This window comes from Pedobacter sp. Leaf132 (assembly GCF_920984695.1).
GTDB lineage: Bacteria > Bacteroidota > Bacteroidia > Sphingobacteriales > Sphingobacteriaceae > Pedobacter.
The window spans coordinates 69,766-89,581 of sequence record NZ_CAKLBO010000012.1 but is presented as its reverse complement, the minus strand read 5'-3'; the positions used below and the strand labels follow the sequence as shown (position 1 = coordinate 89,581).

Annotated in this window: 18 protein-coding genes; 8 read left to right on the top strand and 10 right to left on the bottom strand. The window is 36.1% G+C overall.

The genetic code is table 11. The features are described 5' to 3' along the window. Positions 1-399 precede the first annotated feature (399 nt). The 3 genes from LUA86_RS17580 to accD all read right to left on the bottom strand — a co-directional run bounded on the left by LUA86_RS17580 (position 400) and on the right by accD (position 3,635). The gene (locus LUA86_RS17580) at positions 400-1,947 is read right to left on the bottom strand and encodes a M20/M25/M40 family metallo-hydrolase (RefSeq protein WP_231465230.1); all 1,548 of its coding nucleotides are present in this window, start codon (positions 1,945-1,947) and stop codon (positions 400-402) included. 216 nt (positions 1,948-2,163) lie between these two features. Then, entirely contained in the window at positions 2,164-2,610 is a 447-nt protein-coding gene (locus tag LUA86_RS17575) for a nuclear transport factor 2 family protein (protein WP_231465229.1), read from the bottom strand. 179 nt (positions 2,611-2,789) lie between these two features. After that, the gene (accD, locus tag LUA86_RS17570) at positions 2,790-3,635 is read right to left on the bottom strand and encodes an acetyl-CoA carboxylase, carboxyltransferase subunit beta (RefSeq protein WP_231465227.1); all 846 of its coding nucleotides are present in this window, start codon (positions 3,633-3,635) and stop codon (positions 2,790-2,792) included. A 602-nt stretch (positions 3,636-4,237) separates the two neighbouring features. On the opposite strand from accD, the gene fbaA reads away from it, so the two are divergent. The 3 genes from fbaA to LUA86_RS17555 all read left to right on the top strand — a co-directional run bounded on the left by fbaA (position 4,238) and on the right by LUA86_RS17555 (position 6,345). Further along, positions 4,238-5,317, top strand: coding sequence for a class II fructose-bisphosphate aldolase (gene fbaA, locus LUA86_RS17565; protein WP_231465225.1), 1,080 nt, complete (start codon positions 4,238-4,240; stop codon positions 5,315-5,317). Positions 5,318-5,440: 123 nt separating this feature from the next. Beyond that, positions 5,441-5,923 (top strand): low affinity iron permease family protein, encoded by a 483-nt coding sequence (locus LUA86_RS17560; protein ID WP_231465223.1) that lies wholly within the window; start codon positions 5,441-5,443, stop codon positions 5,921-5,923. Then, positions 5,923-6,345, top strand: a complete 423-nt coding sequence (locus LUA86_RS17555; RefSeq protein WP_231465221.1) for a GNAT family N-acetyltransferase — start codon at positions 5,923-5,925, stop codon at positions 6,343-6,345. The genes LUA86_RS17560 and LUA86_RS17555 overlap by 1 nt, the downstream gene beginning before the upstream one ends. 188 nt (positions 6,346-6,533) lie before the next feature. On the opposite strand, the gene LUA86_RS17550 is transcribed toward LUA86_RS17555, so the two are convergent. From LUA86_RS17550 to LUA86_RS17525, 6 genes are all read right to left on the bottom strand, one after another. Continuing rightward, complete coding sequence (locus LUA86_RS17550) at positions 6,534-7,394, bottom strand: hydroxymethylglutaryl-CoA lyase (RefSeq protein ID WP_231465219.1); 861 nt, start codon at positions 7,392-7,394, stop codon at positions 6,534-6,536. 199 nt (positions 7,395-7,593) lie between these two features. Then, complete coding sequence (locus LUA86_RS17545; protein WP_231465217.1) at positions 7,594-8,916, bottom strand: NAD(P)/FAD-dependent oxidoreductase; 1,323 nt, start codon at positions 8,914-8,916, stop codon at positions 7,594-7,596. 369 nt (positions 8,917-9,285) lie between these two features. Continuing rightward, positions 9,286-12,261 carry a protein translocase subunit SecDF gene (gene secDF, locus LUA86_RS17540; protein WP_231465215.1) on the bottom strand — a complete coding sequence of 992 codons (2,976 nt, stop codon included), beginning with the start codon at positions 12,259-12,261 and terminating at the stop codon, positions 9,286-9,288. Positions 12,262-12,726: 465 nt separating this feature from the next. Further along, entirely contained in the window at positions 12,727-13,233 is a 507-nt protein-coding gene (locus LUA86_RS17535) for a dihydrofolate reductase (RefSeq protein ID WP_231465213.1), read from the bottom strand. Between the two features lie 55 nt (positions 13,234-13,288). Then, positions 13,289-13,669 carry a four helix bundle protein gene (locus LUA86_RS17530; protein WP_231465211.1) on the bottom strand — a complete coding sequence of 127 codons (381 nt, stop codon included), beginning with the start codon at positions 13,667-13,669 and terminating at the stop codon, positions 13,289-13,291. 101 nt (positions 13,670-13,770) lie between these two features. Continuing rightward, on the bottom strand, positions 13,771-14,565 hold the full coding sequence (locus LUA86_RS17525; protein WP_231465209.1) for a thymidylate synthase: 795 nt from the start codon (positions 14,563-14,565) through the stop codon (positions 13,771-13,773). 433 nt (positions 14,566-14,998) lie between these two features. Between LUA86_RS17525 and ispE the strand changes: the two genes are divergently transcribed. The 5 genes from ispE to LUA86_RS17500 all read left to right on the top strand — a co-directional run bounded on the left by ispE (position 14,999) and on the right by LUA86_RS17500 (position 19,311). After that, complete coding sequence (gene ispE, locus LUA86_RS17520; RefSeq protein WP_231465207.1) at positions 14,999-15,802, top strand: 4-(cytidine 5'-diphospho)-2-C-methyl-D-erythritol kinase; 804 nt, start codon at positions 14,999-15,001, stop codon at positions 15,800-15,802. A 341-nt stretch (positions 15,803-16,143) separates the two neighbouring features. Then, entirely contained in the window at positions 16,144-16,566 is a 423-nt protein-coding gene (locus LUA86_RS17515; protein ID WP_231465205.1) for an OsmC family protein, read from the top strand. Between the two features lie 80 nt (positions 16,567-16,646). Next, on the top strand, positions 16,647-17,813 hold the full coding sequence (locus LUA86_RS17510; protein ID WP_231465203.1) for a PLP-dependent aspartate aminotransferase family protein: 1,167 nt from the start codon (positions 16,647-16,649) through the stop codon (positions 17,811-17,813). A gap of 413 nt (positions 17,814-18,226) precedes the next feature. Beyond that, the gene (locus LUA86_RS17505) at positions 18,227-18,949 is read left to right on the top strand and encodes a pirin family protein (protein WP_231465201.1); all 723 of its coding nucleotides are present in this window, start codon (positions 18,227-18,229) and stop codon (positions 18,947-18,949) included. A 65-nt stretch (positions 18,950-19,014) separates the two neighbouring features. After that, positions 19,015-19,311: a hypothetical protein gene (locus LUA86_RS17500; protein ID WP_231465199.1), complete on the top strand. Its 297-nt coding sequence runs from the start codon at positions 19,015-19,017 to the stop codon at positions 19,309-19,311. Between the two features lie 220 nt (positions 19,312-19,531). Here LUA86_RS17500 and LUA86_RS17495 read toward each other — a convergent pair whose 3' ends face one another. Then, positions 19,532-19,813 (bottom strand): hypothetical protein, encoded by a 282-nt coding sequence (locus LUA86_RS17495; RefSeq protein WP_231465197.1) that lies wholly within the window; start codon positions 19,811-19,813, stop codon positions 19,532-19,534. Positions 19,814-19,816: the final 3 nt, after the last annotated feature.

Sequence of the window (19,816 nt, the reverse complement as noted above, 5' to 3'; positions counted from 1 at the left end):
AAGAAAACCACTAATAACGGCACTGCATAAAGTTAAATAGCCCCGACATAATGGAAATACTTTTGGTAACTCAGACCACCGTTCTCGTAATATTTTCACCTAAAGATTTTAGTATTGGCGGGACAGGACTTGAGCCAAGAACCACAGGTTTTGCGCTTCAAAATTAAATTTTTTAAAATACTGTCATTCTGAGGAACGAAGAATCCCTGCCTGCGGCAGGCAGGTGTTTCATCGGTTGCAGATGCTTCGTGCCTCAGCATAACAAATTATTCAAGGTTGCAAAGGGATTTCAACTTTATAGGGTTCGTTTCTGTAAAAGGATTTTATGAATTACAGTCGAATCAAAAAAAGAGCATCTGTTTCCAAATGCTCTTTTCTAATTTATTAATAAATTTTTATTTATAAACCACCTTTTCTGTTCGCTTTACTTTGAACAGGCCAAGTTGCTTGCTTTCCGGTACGTTCATTTACAGGTAAATCAGTTGATTTTTCTGTTGACGTTTTTTCCGCGTCTTCACAAGCCATATAAACCATAATTGCAGCCAATATAACGTTGCTTCTAATTTCATCAAAAACTAATTTATCGTAGCTATCGCGGTTGGTATGCCAGGTGTAAGTTCCATAATCCCAACTGGTAGAGCTTAAAGAATAACCTAAAGCGCCAGCAGCAACAAAAGATGCGAAATCAGAACCTCCGGCACCTGGCGTACCTGGAAAGCTGGTTTTAATCTGATTTTTAATGGTATCTGGAACTGCAGCTAACCAACGGGTAATGTAATCTTTAGATTTTGCAAAACCTTGTCCGCCAATATTAACCACACGACCTGTTCCATTATCCTGATTAAATAAGGCTTGTATGTTATTTACAATCTCAGGATGGTCTTCTACAAAAGCTCTTGACCCATTTAAACCTTGTTCTTCACTTCCCCAATGGCCCACTAAAATTGTGCGTTTTGGGTTAGGGTAAAATTTCTTTAAAATACGCAGGGCTTCCATCATCATAATAGTTCCCGAACCGTTATCTGTAGCACCACTTGCACCATCCCACGAATCGAAGTGAGCAGAAAGCATTACATATTCTTTAGGTTTTTGCTTCCCCTTAATTTCAGCTATTGTATTAAATGTTGGTACAACACCGTGTTCTTTAGATTCTGATTCGATTTTTAGCATTGGTTTATTGCCGCTTTTTGCCAAACGATAAACTAAGCCATAATCTTCAACAGATAAATCTAACGTTGGGATTTTAGTTGTATTTGCACCAAAAATTTTATCAACGCCAAAACCTTGCGACCAGTTATTAATGATTATTCCAGCAGCGCCATTACTTTCAATTGCTAAAGCCAAATTTTTAGCATTTAAGCCTGTTTTTGAAAGGCTAGCAGCCCATGCTCTTGTAGCATCGGCTTTTTCCTTTTTAAATTTTTCAAATAAATCCTTTGTGGCAAATTCTTCCCAGTTTTTTTCTGGTCGGCCAGAAAGTTGGTTCATGGATATTAAAACCAGTTTGCCTTTAACATTTGGTAACCACTGTTGAAAGGAAACAGAATCGGTAATTGCAGGTAAAACAATCGCTTCAGCATTAATTGCTTTGCCATTGGTTGATGGGCTCCAGGCTAATTGTGTGCCTTCTAAAGTTCTTAAACGAGGACTAACCAAATCGATATGCGTAACGCCTCTTTCCCATCCACGCCATTCGCCCCATTTTTCATTTTTGGCAGAAATGCCCCATTCGCCGTATTTTTTTACTGCCCAATCGTTGGCTTGTTTCATTTGTGGTGAACCTACTAAACGTGGTCCAACAACATCTAAAAGCTCATGAGCCAATTTCTCCAATTGCGAATTTTCATTTACCTCTTTTACGATATTATCAATTAACTTCTTGTCTTGTGCAAAAGTAAAAGATGATGTAAATAGCAGTAGGGATGGTAGTAGTAGTTTTTTATTCATAATAAGTTTAGTTGAAATGATAAGCTAAATTAAGGAATAAATACTTTGAGATATGATGTTAATGGAAATGTTGCAGATCAATCAAACCTTGCTGGTGAACCAAACATCTAATAATTTTAAACAGGGAAATTCAGAATCGAAATACTTGCAATCTATTTTTCTATATAGGAAAATATATAACCATGCTGGGTTTAATGTTTGTCTATTTTTGAGGCTTTAATGTTGCTTAACATCATTGTATTGCCATAACACATTGATAATTTTCCATGCACCATTTAACTTTACAAGGTGCATATAGTCAATCCATTCGTCTGCAATAAGTTTGAGAGATGCGGTTCGTTCAGAAACATCTAATAATTTTATTTCTTTTTTAGGCTTTGCTGGAAATTTATCTCCTTTAACATTGTAGCTCTCAGCAAGTAATATCATCGATTCAGTAGAAGTTTCCCTAACGTAATCCTTATTGGTTGCTTTATCTTTCCAAAAAGTTCGCTTAACCATTCTTGGGTGAAGAGCACGTTCCATTCTTGATGGATTTGGCTGATGCTGAGATTCAATATAATCGAATGCTGCTTGTTTTATCGATAAGGTATCTTGTTTAGTTTGTGAGGATGCAATTTTACTCATGATAAGAAGAAAGGCACAGGTAATGAAGTATTTCATTGTTTGGTTAGTTTGTTGCCTAAAGATATAAAATTTATAAAGCTTATAGTTGTATGCTGTTTGTTGTGAAATCTATAAAGCAAAAAAGCAGGGCTTAAATAACCGAAGTTACTTAAGTCCTGCTTTTCAAATATCAATTAGCAACTGAACAATTAAAACAATTGAGCAATTATTAAAACTTAGTTATTCATCATTTTGATAAATGAAGCAAGTTTAGCTTTCATTGCTCTTCTATCTACAATAAAATCAAGGAAGCCATGTTCTAAAACAAATTCGGAGGTTTGGAAGCCTTTTGGTAAATCTTTTTTAATGGTTTCTTTAATTACACGAGGACCGGCGAAGCCGATTAACGCACCTGGTTCAGCAATATTGATGTCGCCAAGCATTGCATAAGATGCGGTAACGCCACCAGTTGTTGGATCGGTAAGTAAAGAGATGTATGGGATTTTAGCCTGACTTAATAACGCCAGTTTGGCTGATGTTTTTGCCATTTGCATTAGTGAAAATGCGGCTTCCATCATACGTGCTCCGCCAGATTTTGAAATCATTAAAAACGGAATTTTATGTTTTATGGAATAATCGATAGAACGGGCAATTTTTTCGCCTACAACCGAACCCATAGAACCGCCAATGAAAGCAAAATCCATACAGGCAATAACAATTTCTTCGCCTTCAATTTTACCAACACCTGCTCTAATAGCATCTTTTAAGCCGGTTTTAGCCTGGCTTTCTTTGATTCGCTCTGTATAAGGTTTGTTATCATTAAAGTTTAGCGGGTCGCCAGAAGTTAAATTTGCAAAAAGCTCTTTAAAATCATTGTTATCGAATAAAACTTCGAAATATTCTTTTGAACCTACTCTCAGATGGTAATCACAATAATGACAAACATATTTGTTTTCTTGTAATTCTGTCTGGTGCAACGGTTTTTTACAATTTGGACATTTATTCCACACGCCATCCGGTGCCTCTTTCTTCTCTTCAGTTGTGGTAATAATACCTTTATTTTCTCTTTTAAACCAGGCCATATAATTTTTTAAAGAATTGGATTGCAAAGAAACGAAAAATATAATTAACATGAGGAATAACCAATAAGCAAATTGAAATTACCAAATTTCAATTACCAACAACTCAATAATCATATTGCAATAACCAAATTTCAATTACCAATAACTCAATTATCAAATTGCAATAACCAAATCTTAAAAATCAAAATCTCCCGTGGCTTTAGGTTTTTGAAAATTGATTCTTGAAATTTGAGATTTATAATATCCTGCTGCTTTAGGTTTTTGAAAATTGATTCTTGAAATTTGAGATTTATAATATCCTGCTGCTTTAGGTTTTTGAAAATTGATTCTTGAAATTTGAAATTTATAATATCCTGCTGCTTTAGGTTTTTGATAATTGATTCTTGAAATTTGAGATTTATAATACCCTGTTGCTCTAGATTTTTGAAAATTGATTCTTGAACATTGTAATTTATAAATAGTGTGTGTTTCTTACACTAAGGATAATGTGCTTTCTACACTAAATGCCCTCTATTTGGTTTTAAGGCAAATAATTCTGTTGTTACAAAAGCTTGGAATGTAAATTTTTTTTATAACTTCGAACAAATAAAAATTAACAAGAGATGAGTTTAAAAGGCTACAAAGGCGTAATTTACGGAGATGCCGTTCAAGAATTATTTGAGCAGGCTAAAAAACACCAGTTTGCTTTACCAGCAGTTAACGTAACCGGTACAAACACGGTTAATGCGGTATTAGAAACTGCAAAGGCAGTAAATTCGCCAGTTATGATTCAACTATCTAATGGTGGTGCACAGTTTTATGCTGGTAAATCTTTAGATAATGAGAAATTGCAAGCATGTATTTTAGGTGCTGTATCGGCAGCTAAGCATGTACATTTATTGGCAGAGCATTATGGTGTTGCTGTAGTTTTACATACAGACCACGCCGCTAAAAAATTATTGCCATGGATTGATGGCCTTTTAGACCACGGTGAAAAATTCTTTGCTGAAACCGGAAAGCCTCTGTTTTCATCACACATGTTAGATTTATCTGAAGAATCTATCGAAGAAAACATGGAAATTTCTTCAAAATATTTTGCTCGTATGGCAAAAATGAATATGACTATAGAAATTGAACTAGGTGTAACCGGTGGTGAAGAAGATGGTGTAGATAATAGCGATGTAGATAGTTCAAAATTATATACTCAACCGAGTGAAGTTGCCTATGCTTACGATGAATTAAGCAAAATTTCTCCTCGTTTTACGGTTGCTGCAGCTTTTGGTAATGTTCATGGTGTTTACAAACCTGGTAATGTTAAATTGCAGCCGGTAATTTTGAAAAATTCTCAGGATTTTATCAAAGAAAAATATAGCTTAAACGCTGAAAAACCTATAAACTTTGTTTTTCATGGTGGTTCAGGTTCTTCTCAGGAAGAAATCAGAGAAGCAATTTCTTACGGTGCCATTAAAATGAATATTGATACTGACATGCAATGGGCATTTTGGGAAGGTATTTTAGGCTACTACAAGCAAAACGAAGCTTATCTTCAAGGCCAAATTGGCAATCCGGATGGAGATGATAAACCTAATAAAAAGTATTACGATCCACGGGTTTGGTTACGCAAAGCGGAAGAAGCTTTTGTTAAACGTTTAACTTTAGCTTTCGAAGATTTAAATTGCATCAACGCAAATGATAAACTTTAATAATTGAATGTTGTAAACTTGCAACATTTTAACCTTTAAGTTGAAAAACAAAAGCGCCACTGGTTTAAAAACCAATGGCGCTTTTGTTTGTTTTATGCTTATATTTAATCAAACCTTGATGTGATGGCAAAATCTAAGTCGAAACCAAAAAATAGTAATTTTTTTGAAAAATTTGCTAACGCTGCAACTAAGTTTACGGGAAGTTCTTTTGCATTTATTGCCGCCACAGCCATTGTAATTATTTGGGCAGTTACGGGGCCAGTATTTCATTATTCTGAAACCTGGCAATTAGTTATAAATACCGGAACAACAATAATTACTTTTCTAATGGTTTTTCTAATCCAGAAAGCACAGAACAAAGATGGGAAAGCTATTCAATTGAAATTAAATGAACTAATTGCTGCTCAGCAAGGTGCAAGTAATCGTATGGTTGATATTGAAAATCTAAGTGAAAATGAATTAGACCAATTGCATAAATTTTATGTTACGATTGCAGAACTTGCCAAAAAAGAGGCCGATATTCACTGCTCACACTCAATTGATGTGGCAACAGCACTAAATGAATTAAAGGTTAAAACGAATAAACATTTTAAAAACGATAAATAATGAGTCTACTAGTTCAAAAAGTCAATCATCCCGAAGATTTAGATAAAGTATTTGCCATACGAAAAGTTGTATTTGTAGACGAACAGAATTGTCCGCCAGAACTGGAATGGGAACATGAGGATGAGTCTGTTCATTTTTTAGCTTCGCATAATGGGCAGCCTTGTGGGGCTTGCCGTTGGCGCAAAACAGACCTGGGCTACAAATTGGAACGCTTTGCCGTACTCAAAGAATTTAGAGGAATGGGAGTGGGTAGAGCTTTGATTGCAGAGGCTTTATCAGATTTGCCTGATGATGCTCATTATATTTACTTGAATTCGCAATTAGATGCGATGAGTTTATATGCCAAGTTTGGTTTTTCTGCTGTAGGGGAGCAATTTGAAGAAGCTGGTATTCAGCATTTTAAAATGGTAAAGAAGGTTTAGGTTTTTTGCCACGGAAACACGGAAGTCACGGAAATTTTATTTTTGTTAATGATTGTTATCCATGGGGTTGTCTAATTTTGAACTTTCCGTCATTGCGAGGTACGAAGCAATCTAATCATTAGAGATTGCTTTCCCGATTAATCGGAACAACTTAAACCTCGCAATGACGACTGTGTAAAGCTAAATTATTACCCAAATATCCTACCAGATAAAATCATTGCCTCATTCCATTTATCCATATTAAGGCCGAGGTTTTCTCCTTTTGAATTCAAGAAGCTAATCAAATCCTCCGTAGCGATGTTTCCGGTTAAATCATCAGCCGCCATCGGGCAACCTCCAAAGCCTTTTAGAGCAGAATCTATTCTCTTAACGCCTGTTTTGTAGGCAGCTTCAATTTTCTCAAATCTATCTAAAGGGGTAGAATGTAAATGAATCCCAATTTCTGTACGACTAAATCTTGATATCAGCTTTGGTAAAATATTTTCAATCTTTTCAGGTGTAGAAACTCCAACCGTATCAGCCAAAGAAAGAATTTTAACGCCTTTACCAACCAAAACATCCGCCCACTGTTCCACAATTTCATAATTCCATTCATCACCAAAAGGATTTCCAAAACCCATGGAGAGGTAAACCACAGCGGTTTTATTATTTTTATCGCAAAGCGATAGCATATCTTCAACGGTGCTTAAGGATTGTGAAATGCTAGAGTTAGTGTTGCGTTGCTGAAATGTTTCTGAGATAGAAAAAGGGAAACCTAGATAATTTATCTGTTCATGCTCAACCGCGGCTTCTACACCTCTTAAATTAGCTACAATGGCTAAAAGTTTGGTTGAGGTATAACTTAAGTCTAAGTTTGCTAAAACTTCAGCAGTATCGGCCATTTGCGGTATAGCTTTCGGCGATACAAAACTTCCAAAATCTAATGTATCGAAACCAACCTGAAGCAACAAATTCAAATATTCAGATTTTAATTCAGTAGAAACAAAATTATGCAATCCTTGCATGGCATCACGAGGACATTCGACTAATTTATACTGATTTTGGCTCATAGTATTTTGGTTTGAACGCAAAATGCGCAAAGTTTTTCTCAAAAGAGAAGAAGATAAATGATAGTGAAGTTTACAACCCGATTTTACAATAATGACTAATTGAAAAATGACCAATTATCAAATTATCAATTACCAAATATCAATTATCAAATTAACAATTACCAAATATCAATTACCAAATTAACAATTATCAAAATAACTAATGGCTAACGATTTCTTTTACTTCTTCACGATAATCAATGCTACGGTCTTTAGCAAATGTTCTGATAATTAAACGGGTGCCTCTATCGTAGCTAAAATAACTCCAAACCCAGTTTACAAATACTATAATTTTGTTTCTGAAACCAACCAATGTCATTAAGTGCACAAACATCCAGGTAAACCAGGCAAAAACACCTTGAAAACGAATTTTGCCTATATCTACAACAGCTTTATTTCTACCTACGGTAGCCATTGAGCCTTTATCGAAATATTTAAACTTTTCTAATGGCTTATTTTCTATAATGTTGATTAAATTTTTAGCCAATTGATGTCCTTGTTGAATAGCAGCAGGCGCCACTCCCGGATGTCCGTTAGGAGTTTCTTCATCTATAATTGCTGCAACATCACCAATGGCATAAATATTAGGATAGCCTACAATTAAACTTTGCGTATCCGTTTTTAAGCGTCCGCCTCGAACAATTTCGGCTTTATCTAATCCGGCAAGCACCTGTCCTTTTACACCTGCGCTCCAAATTACTGTTGAGCTTAAAATAGGGGCTTTGTCTTGCAAAGAAAGTGTATGTCCATCGTAACCTAAAACGCGGGTTTCGTTCATCACCTGAACGCCCATTTTTAGCAAAAACTCTTTAGATTTTTGTTGAGCCTGCGGCGACATTGGGCCTAATAATTCAGGTGAATTTTCAATCAGAAAAATATTAACCTTACTTAAATCCATCTCCGGATAATCGTTAGGAATAACGTGCTTTTTAAGTTCAGCAATTGCTCCGGCAGTTTCTACACCCGTTGGTCCGCCACCAACAACCACGAAATTTAGTAAGGCGCTTTTTTTGGTTAAATCCGTTTCTATCAATGATTTCTCGAAATTTTGCAGAATTAAACTTCTTAAATCCAATGCTTCAGGAATGGATTTCATTGGCATTGAATTTTGCTCAATTTCTTTATTGCCAAAAAAATTACTTGTAGAACCAGTGGCAATGACTAAATAATCGTAACCGATATTGCCAATATCTGTATGTAAACAATTTTCGGCTGCGTTAACTTCGGTAACTTTAGTTACCCTGAAAATTAGATTTTTTTGTCCTTTAAATATTTTACGAAGTGGAAAAGCAATAGAATCTGCCTCCAAGCCGCCAGTAGCAACCTGGTAAAGTAATGGTTGAAAGGTATGGTAGTTGTGTTTATCTAACATCACTACTTGAAAAGGTTTGTTTTTTAATCGTTTAGCCAGCTCAATTCCGCCGAAACCACCGCCAACTATAACTACTCTTGGGTACTCGCTTTTTGGAAGTTGTAAATCCATTTTTCTATTGCTTTATCTGTTGCGAATGTAACAAAAAGATAGCCAAAAGGTTTAGAAATTGAATTTTCAGCAATTATTGAAAGTAATATAACTTTAATATGACCTTGGGTTTTCTTTAAGTTTTAACCAATGAATTTAGTTTAATAAACCTGATGGCAATGGAAATACTTTTGATTAAACCTTTAAGGTTTTTGAAACCTTATAGGTTTGAAAAAGATTGGAATGTACAGCAGGGCTAATGTAACCCATGTAACACTGCAATTGTTTTTCAAAAAATTAATACTATTGGTTAATTCAATTATCAATAGCAAAAAAAATGCCCCGATTAAAAATCGAGGCATTTGATATGTTTTGAAGATTTAGAGAATCTTATTTTCTTTTTTCTGCAGAGCTACCCAAATCGATTACGATAGGCGTAGAGATACATAAAGATGAGTACGTACCAATGATACGACCGATTAACAATGCGAAGATGAATCCGCGGATGCTATCGCCACCGAAAATAAAGATTACCAATAACACGAAAAATACAGTTAACGAGGTTAAAATTGTACGGCTTAAGGTACTGTTTAACGCGAAGTTGATTAACTGATTACGCTCTTCACCATGTAAATCTTCTTTACCTGATTCCTTTAAGCGCTCACGAATACGGTCGAATACAACAACAGTTTCCGTCATAGTGTAACCCATAACCGTTAAAATTGCTGCGATAAAATCTTGTCCAATTTCTAATGAGAATGGTAAAAGACCATCTAAAATTGTATAAAAAGATAATACCATTAAAACATCGTGTGCTAATGCAAGTACTGCACCTAAACCATATTGCCATTTTTTGAAACGTACAACGATGTAGATAAACATGAAGATACATGAAATTAAAACTGCGTAGAAAGCGCCGTTAACTATATCGCTGGCGATAATTGGCGTAACTTTTTGCGAGCTTACAATTTCGTATTTAGAACCTGCCAAACCTTTGTTTAAAGCATCTTCTACAACTTTATCCGTTTTAGGATCTTGATCTTCGATGTGGAAAGTAGTGGTAATTTTTACCTGGCTATCTTCTCCTGCAGTTTTAACCTCTGGTGTTTCGTTACCGAAAACAGGTGCTAAAGTGCTTTTCAAATCTTCAGTGTTAACTGTTTTATCAAAGTGAACCAAATAAGTTCTACCACCTTTAAAATCTACACCTAAGTTTAAACCGCCATGTTTAAAATACATACCAATACCTGCCAGAATAATAATTGACGAGATGATATAGTAAATTTTACGGCGACCAACGAAGTTGAATGCTAAATTTTTGAATGCATTACGAGTAAAGTTATTATCAAAGCTGATTTCCATCTTACGATCTAACATCGCATCGAAAACTACTCTTGAAATTGCTACAGCTGCAAATAATGAAGAAAGGATACCGATACACAATGTAGTTGCGAAACCTTGAACCGGACCGCTACCGAAAGCATAAAGGATAGCACCTAAGATAAATACAGTAATGTTTGCATCTAAAATTGATGGCATTGCATGTTTAAAACCTTCTTTAATTGCTGTTGGGATGTTTTTGCCTAGAGCAAGTTCTTCACGTACACGTTCAAAAATAAGGATATTCGCATCAACTGATAAACCGATGGTTAAAACGATACCGGCAATACCAGGCAATGTTAATACAGCACCTAATGATACTAAAATACCAATGATGAAGAATAAGTTGATTAACAACGCAAAGTTTGCAACCCAACCAGCACGGTGATAATATAACGCCATGAAGATTAAGATTACGATAAACGCAATTACGAAAGAGATTAAACCATCGTGAATAGCCTGTGCACCTAAAGTTGGGCCAACAATAAAGCTACCTGCAATACGGGCAGGAGCAGGAAGTTTACCAGCTTTTAAGATGTTCGATAAATCTTTTGTATCTTCTTGTGTAAAGTTACCAGAGATTGATGAAACACCATTTGGAATTTCGTTTTGAACCGTTGGAGCAGAATAAACCTGATTATCTAATACAATTGCAATAGATTTTTTATTCTGAGCATCAGCAGAAGCCTCAGCAGTAATTTTTTTCCATTTCGCAGCACCTTCGCTGGTCATGTACATGGTTACTTCTGGCTTGCCTTTTTGGTCAAAATCGTTACGTGAATCACTAACTGCTTCACCACCTAAATCCGGTTTACCATCAGCACTTGTAACTTTAATTGCATAAAGTTCGAAAACTTTAGAGCCTTCCATCGGCTTAACGCTCCACATAAACTTCATCGAAGAAGGAATAGAAGCGGCAACCTCTGGTAATCTGAAATATGAATTTACTTTAGCCGTATCTTTTTGTGCAACCCAACCAACAATTGGTCCGGGGCGTAAAGATTGCTGACCATTTTCTGCCTGATAAGTAGGAATACTTAAAACTGAGAATAATGGGTTAGATTTTGCAATTTCTGCTTTAGCAGCTGTTGAATCTTTTTTAGCTAAGCCAGCTAATTTACCACCTTTAGCGGTATCTGCAGCTTTTTCTAAGCCTGCTAATTTGCTACCTGCCGCAGGTGCTGCAGTAGTATCGTTAACAACCGGAGCTGTTTCTTTTAAAGTAGAAGCTAAAGTTTTGTTAATGTTTTCAAGCAAAGAAACAACTTCCTGAACCTGGTAAACTTGCCAAAACTGTAATTCAGCAGAACCTTGTAATAATTTATAAACACGTTCTTTATCCTGAATACCCGGCATTTCAATTAAAATGCGGTTTGTTCCAGGTTGTTTTTGCATGTTCGGACTAACTACACCGAAACCATCAATACGTGAACGTAAAATTGTAAATGAACGGTCAATTGCGCTTTCAGCTTCTTTTGATAAAAAAGATTGAACTTCAGAATTTGAAGCATTTGGCTTTAACTGTGAAGCATTGTCCTGATTTGAGAAATAATCTGCAAGTTTAACACCAGGACTTAATTTTTCAAACTCGTTAACAAAAAGTTTGATGTAATCTTTACCACCTGCGTTTAATTGGGTTTGCGCATTTTGTAATGCCTGGTTAAAATTAGCATCAGTTGTGTTATCTGCTAACGATTTAACTAATTCCGCTAACGATATCTCCATCGTAACGTTCATACCACCTTTTAAATCCAGACCTAAATTAATCTCTTTCGATTTAACATCCTGATAAGTAAAGCCCAATAAAGGGTAAACTTTTTCAGTACTCATCGAATCTAAATAAGCCTTTTCTTTGGCCGAATCACCTTTCGCATAGTTTTTGGCGTCTTTCTCTACACTAGATGCTACCAGTGTAAAAGAAAGGGCATACGCACAAACGATAGCTAAAACTATCGCTATAAACTTAATAAAACCTTTTCCTTGCATTGTTTGTTTAAAATAATTTGTCTTTCGCTGTTTTTTAACAAGTCGGCAAATCTAATTAAATTTTTAAATTATAGAACCCCTTAATTGATAATTTATTAAGATTAATTTCTAACATGGAATTATCGCAATGCAATCGTTACGTTAAACAGGTTTTTGCCGAAAATTTTGATTGATAAATTTATTTGGAAAGCAATTGCAGTAGTTTTTGGCTTTGGTTCGGCCCCGCTATCGTTCCAATCTTTTTAAACTTCTGTCATTCCGAGGAACGAGGAATCTCTTTCATCGGTTGCAGATGCTTCGTGCCTCAGCATGACAGCTTATTGACGATAGTGCAACAAAAAAGTATATCCACTCTATCAGGTTTAGGTGGCGCAGTTGGTATGCTTATACAGATTTCGTCATTGCGATGCACGAAGCAATGTCTTTCAATAAGATTGCTTCGTGCATCGCAATGACGATTGTCGATTATTTCTTCCTTTTTAAAACCTCAAAAGTATAATCATATTTGTTCTTTTCATCAGCTTTGTGAGGTTCAGAACTTACTGTTTCCCATTCATTTCTATTTATTTCAGGAAAAAAGGTATCAGCATCAAAATTATGATGTATGGTAGTTAAATAGAGTGTATCGGTTTTTGGCAAAGCCTGACGATAAACCTCCGCACCACCAACAATAAACACTGGTTTTTCTTCAGTTTGAGTAATTGCTAAAGCTTCATCTAAACTATTCACAACTTCTACGCCATTAATATTTAATGAAGCATCTCTGGTAATTACAATATTTCTGCGGTTTGGTAAAGGTTTACCAACAGAATCAAAAGTCTTGCGACCCATAATAACAGTATGACCGGATGTAGTTTGTTTAAAAAACTTTAAATCGGCAGGCATGTGCCATAAAAGTTGATTGTTTTTGCCGATGGCAAAGTTTTCGCCTACAGCAACGGCAATGGAAAGGGTTTTTGGTTCAATTGTCATTGGTTCACTTGTGTCATTAGTTCATTAGTATCATTGGTTCAATGGGTTCATCCGTTCATGGTTTAGTACCAGAAGATTTCTTTCCAATATATTTTAAATAAGCATTAAGCTTAATGTGTATTATTTCGAGCTTACTAAAAAGTTGGTTATAAATTTCTTCGCTAACCAAACCCCTATGTTTCATTTTTCTCAAAAAAGATTTAGTTTCCAAAATAGAACCCCTGCTGTAATAACAGAAATTTTTATTTTCCTTGAAATGAAAACGTCCATAACCCTCAGCTATGTTTGCACTAATCGAATCTGCAGCTCTGCAAATCTGCTTCCCTACAGTGTCTTTGGCAAAAAAGTCCCATTGCGTTGTAATATCCCAAATTTCATTTGATAAATCTTCAGCAAGAATATAAACTTCTAAATCTTCAATTCGATTATAACTCATAATTATCTTGTTTACACATTAATTATAAGGATGAAATTGAATAGAGATTTTTTAAATAAACACTTAGCCTAATGATACCAATGAACTATTGAGCGAATCAACTAGACAGCCACTATACCCTTAATATGTGGATGCGCTTCGTAATTCTCTAATGTAAAATCTTCAAACTTAAAGTCGAAGATGCTTTTCACATCAGGATTAATTTTCATTGTGGGCAATGGTTTTGGCTCACGACTTAGTTGTAAATTCGCTTGCTCAATGTGGTTATTGTATAAATGTGCATCGCCTAAAGTGTGTACAAAATCTCCGGCTTCTAAACCGCAAACCTGCGCAACCATCATCGTTAATAATGCGTAAGAAGCAATATTAAAAGGCACACCAAGAAAAATATCAGCACTGCGTTGATATAGTTGGCAACTCAGTTTGCCGTCGGCTACATAAAACTGAAAAAAAGCATGGCAAGGCGGCAAAGCCATATTTTCGATTTCCGCCACATTCCACGCAGATACTATAATTCTACGCGAATCTGGGTTGTTTTTTATCGTGTTGATGATGTTTTTAATCTGGTCGATGTGTTTTCCATCTGGTGTTGGCCAGCTTCTCCACTGCGAACCATAAACCGGACCGAGGTTTCCATCTTCATCTGCCCATTCATCCCAAATTCTAACGCCGTTATCTTTAAGGTATTTAATGTTTGTATCGCCGGTTAAAAACCAGATTAATTCATGAATAATAGATTTTAAATGCAATTTCTTTGTGGTAACCATCGGAAAACCTTCCTGCAAATTAAAACGCATTTGGTAGCCAAAAACGCTAATGGTTCCAGTTCCCGTACGGTCGTGTTTTTGTGCGCCGGTATCCAGCACATGCTGCATTAAATCTAAATATTGTTTCATATATCCCTAATCCCGATTAATCGGAACTTCCAAAATCTTAAATAAATAAATAATCAGCTACAAATATCGAAAATTTATGATTTGTTGAAGCGCATTTTTATGCACACTTAATACTTACTAACATTGAAATGATATTAGCCGTAAGGGTTTTTTTTGAAACTTAAATAGTTGCATAAATTTGCTTCATAGCCCTGGGTGCAGCGATTACCCCGCAGCGAGGAGGCACGGCGAAGCGAAGCCTGCCTACCAGGCAGGCAGGCGTAAAAGCGAAACACAGGAACAAACTTAAATAGGGTTACAGGTTTTGCGCTTCAAATTCGGTTTAAGAATTGTAAAGAAACATAAATCACTAAAAACACTTTTGTATGTTTGCGCTATGTAGAGGCGGTAGAAAGAAAACCTTGATACCCGATACTAACTATATAATACTAAAATGCTGTCCTTTCCAAACGCAAAAATAAATTTAGGCTTACATATTACCGAAAAACGTTCGGATGGTTACCATAATCTGGAAACGGTTTTTTATCCAATCCAAATTAAAGATGCGGTGGAGATTGTTGATGCCGATATAACTACCTGTAAAATTCATGGAATTGATATACCTGGAGATGCAAACAACAATTTATGTGTACAGGCTTATAATTTAATTAAGGCTGATTATGCTATACCTGCGCAGCAAATAAATTTAATGAAAAATATTCCGGTAGGTGCAGGCTTGGGTGGTGGCTCGGCAGATTGTGCTTTCGTTATCAAATTAATTAATGACAAGTTTGATTTGAAATTGAGCAACAATCAAATGGAAGATTATGCCCGAAAACTTGGGGCAGATTGTGCCTTTTTTATTCAGAATAAACCTGTTTATGCATTTAATAAAGGCGATGAATTTGAAAAATGTGAAATAGATTTGTCAGCCTGGTTTAAAGTTTTGGTAAAACCGCCTGTACACGTAAGCACAGCCGATGCTTATGCGTTAGTAAAACCTCAAAAGCCTTTGCAAAGCCTAAAAGAAATCATACATTTGCCCTTAACAACATGGAAGAGTAAGGTTATCAACGATTTCGAGTCATCGGTATTCGCGAAATATCCCCAAATTCATCAAATAAAAACCAGTTTATACGATGCAGGCGCAACATTCGCTTTAATGAGTGGCAGCGGTTCGTCGGTTTTTGCAATTTTTAACCAACCCGTTAAACTGCCCGAACTGGAAAAAGACAATTTAGTTTATTATAATATTTAACAAAGGTAAAAGGTTGTAGGGTTTATGGCTTAAGGTCTTATTACTAGATACTTAATAAAGGTAAAAGGTTGTAAGGTGTATGGTTTAAGGTTTTATTACTAGATACTTAATAAAGGTAAAAGGTTTTAAGGTTTATGGCTTAAGGTCTTATCACTCGATACTTAACAAAGGTAGAGGGTCGTATGGTGTATCGCTTAAGGTCTTATTACTAGATACATAAAAGGTAAAAGGTTATAAGGTTTATGGCTTAACACTTTATACTCAACACTTGAAACTAACATGAACGTCTTACGCTCCCTCCCTTCTGGGGAGGGTTGGGGTGGGGCTTTGATACTAACAATATGACTATAAATCTCATCCGCAAAAGCGGGAAATTTAATTTCGAGGCAGAAAATGAAAGCGGTTTTACTGTAGAATTGGATGCTAAGGCTGCAATAGGTGGCGAGGGTAAAGGTTTTAGGCCAATGGAAATGCTTCTTGTTGGACTTGGCGGCTGTAGTGGTATTGACATGGTAAATGTGTTAACCAAGCAAAAGGAACCTTTAGCCGATATTAAAATTGCCATTAATGCAACACGAAAAGATGAAGAAATGCCGCCGATTTTTGATGTTATTAACATTCACTTCGAACTATTTGGCGATTTAAGCTCCCCAAAAGTAGAACGGGCGTTAGCTATGACATTCGATAAGTATTGCTCGGTATCAAATATTTTAGGCCGCTCTGCAAAAATTAACTTTACATATAAAATAAATAGTAGTAAGTAGCAAGTATCGAGTAGCAAGACAAGTTCTTGACACTCGGCAGCTAATCTTGATACTTGATACTCAAATCTTGATACTAAAAAATGAAATCCCAGAATTTTGAAACCATAGCAATACGCACTCAAACAGAACGCAGTTCACACAAAGAGCATTCTGCGCCAATTTACTTAACATCGAGTTATAAATTTGATGATGCAGAAGAAATGCGTGCTTTATTTGCCAACGAGAAAGAAGGCAATGTGTACAGCCGCTATTCAAATCCAAATACATCAGAATTTATTGAGAAAATGTGTTTGCTTGAAGGCGCCGAAGATGGATTTGCAACTGCAACCGGAATGGCTGCTATTTTTACAACGTTCGGTGCATTTTTAAAAGCTGGCGACCATATTGTTTCCAGTCGCTCGGTTTTTGGATCTACCCACCAATTATTAACTAATGTTTTTTCTAAATGGGGTGTTACTTTCGATTATGCAGATTTAGATAAACCACAAGACTGGGAAGGTTTGATTAAACCGAATACGAAAATGATATTTGTAGAAACGCCTTCAAATCCAGGTATTGATATTATTGATTTGGCATTTCTGGGCGATTTAGCCAAAAAATACAATCAGCTTTTAGTGGTAGATAATTGCTTCGCCACACCATATTTGCAGCAGCCAATTAAGCTTGGCGCACATATTTCTATCCATTCGGCTACTAAATATAGTGATGGACAAGGGCGTGTTTTAGGCGGCATTATTTTAGGTGCTAAAGAGTTAATAGCCGAAGTTATTGGTTTTGCCCGCCACAGTGGTCCGGCTTTATCACCATTTAACGCATGGATTTTATCAAAAAGTTTAGAAACGCTGGCTGTTCGTATGGATCGCCATTGCGAAAATGCACTGAAAGTAGCCGAATATTTAGAGAAACATCCAAAAATTAAATTGGTTAAATATCCTTTCCTGCCATCGCATCCGCAGTATGAAATTGCTAAAAAGCAAATGAAACAAGGCGGTGGTATTGTTACCATCGTTGTTGATGGTGGCGTAGAAGGCGCCCGTAAATTTATGGACGGACTAAAAATGTTCTCTATTTCGGCTAACCTTGCAGATACACGCTCAATTGCAACGCATCCGGCTACGAGTACACACAGTAAGCTAAGCGAAGAGGAGCGCAATATTGTTGGTATCGAGCAGGGTTCTATCCGTTTATCAATCGGTTTAGAGCATATAAATGATATTTTGGCTGATATTGAGCAAGCACTATCGTAATTACGATTTTAGATTTACAGATTACGTTTTTTGAAAAGCAATAACAGTGGGGCATTGGTTACGATAGCCCCCGCTTTTTGTTTCAAGCTTTTTAATACTCACTGTCATGCTGAGGCACGAAGCATCTGTTTCATCGGCTGCAGATACTTCGTACCTCAGCATGACAATGTATTCAGGGTTGCTGCAAATTAAAAAGTCTTTCCACTACAATCTGGTTTATTTAACTCAGTTAGTTGCTAAAAACTCAAACTCGCCTTTTTGAACAATAAGAAGTCCAATTCTTCTTAGCTATAACATTAATAGCCACAATCTTTTAATCCTAACATCCGATAATCCTGATATTACTTACCCTACATCAATGCGCAGGTTTAAAACCTGCAGTAAATTTGTATCATAAACAAGAAAGGAAATTTATGTCACAGTTTATTTTGCACAAAGAAAACACCAGAGGCCATGCAAACCATGGTTGGTTAAATGCTCATCATTCATTCAGCTTTGCTAATTATTACAACCCTGAAAGAATGCACTTTGGCGTTTTGCGGGTTTTAAATGATGACTTGATTGATGGTGGAATGGGTTTTGGAGCACATCCGCATGATAATATGGAAATTATTACGATTCCATTAGCCGGAGCCATTGCGCACAAAGATAGCATGGGTAACTCGGCGGTAATAAAAAGTGGAGAAATTCAGGTAATGAGCGCCGGTACAGGCGTAAGTCATAGCGAATTTAATGCTTTGGAAGACGAAAAACTAAGTTTATTGCAAATTTGGTTATTCCCTAACAAAAAAAATGTAACACCACGTTACGACCAATTGGCTTTAGATGTAGATGCCCGTCAGAACAATTTCCAGCAAATTTTGTCGCCAAATCAAGATGATGAAGGCGTTTGGATTCATCAGGATGCCTGGTTTTCTTTAGGTAAATTTGATGAAGGCTTTGAAACGGAATATAAAGTGAAAAAAGCCGGCAATGGTGTTTACGCTTTCGTAATTAGCGGAGAAGTTACCATTAACGGACAAACTTTAAGCAAGAGAGATGGTTTAGGTATTTGGGATACCGATAGTATTAGTTTTAAGGCAAATACTGAAGGTGCAGAAGTTTTGTTGATGGATGTACCGATGGAATTAAGTTAAGATAATAATTATTTTTACCAAACCTCATAGGTTTTAAAACCTATGAGGTTTACAGTTTTGGAAATATGCAAACAACCATACTTTACATTGGCAGAGATACAGAAATTACGGTTGTAATGAACCGCTTGCTTAATGCCCGACCAGAATGGAAAGGCATTTGCGTTTGTTCTGATGAAGAAGCAATTTCGATTTTAAAAGCGCAGAAGGTAGATTTGGTTCTTTTGGGTAATGGAATAAGTCTGGAATGCGAAAAGGCGCTTAGATCGAATATAATTGCTTTAAAACCTGATGTAAAAATTATTCAGCATTATGGTGGCGGAAGCGGTTTGCTTTACGGAGAAATTATGACGGCCTTGGCATAGTTGGAGTATTTTGCTAAGCTAACTTCAATAGTTATAAATTGCCTTGCCCAATAAACGGGATTGAAGCGATATCCTTTTTGGCAGCTGTTGGCCAACTTACGAAGTTTGACAAAGCATAACGGCATTAAACTTCGTAAGTTTCTTTAAGGGCCAAAAAGATTTAGCGCAAGGCCCGGGCAGCATTAAATCGAAGTACAGGCTTTGCTTTTCAAAATATAAATTAAGAAATATAATCCTTGTCTTCGTCGGTTAACTCTTTCTTATTTAAAACCGGCTTGTTTTTTTCTATTTCGGCATCATAGCTGCTTATTGTTTTACGAGGGCGACCAACAATAAAGCCGATGATAAAGCCAATGAGCACACAAACGCCGATTACCAGCAGTTTGGATACTAAAACATCGTTTACAACAATGAAATTAAATAGAACTTCATCGCTATTTAGAAATAAAAATGCTGTTAGAAGTGCCGTTAGTACGATTATAAAAATGGTTTTTCCGCTCATGGT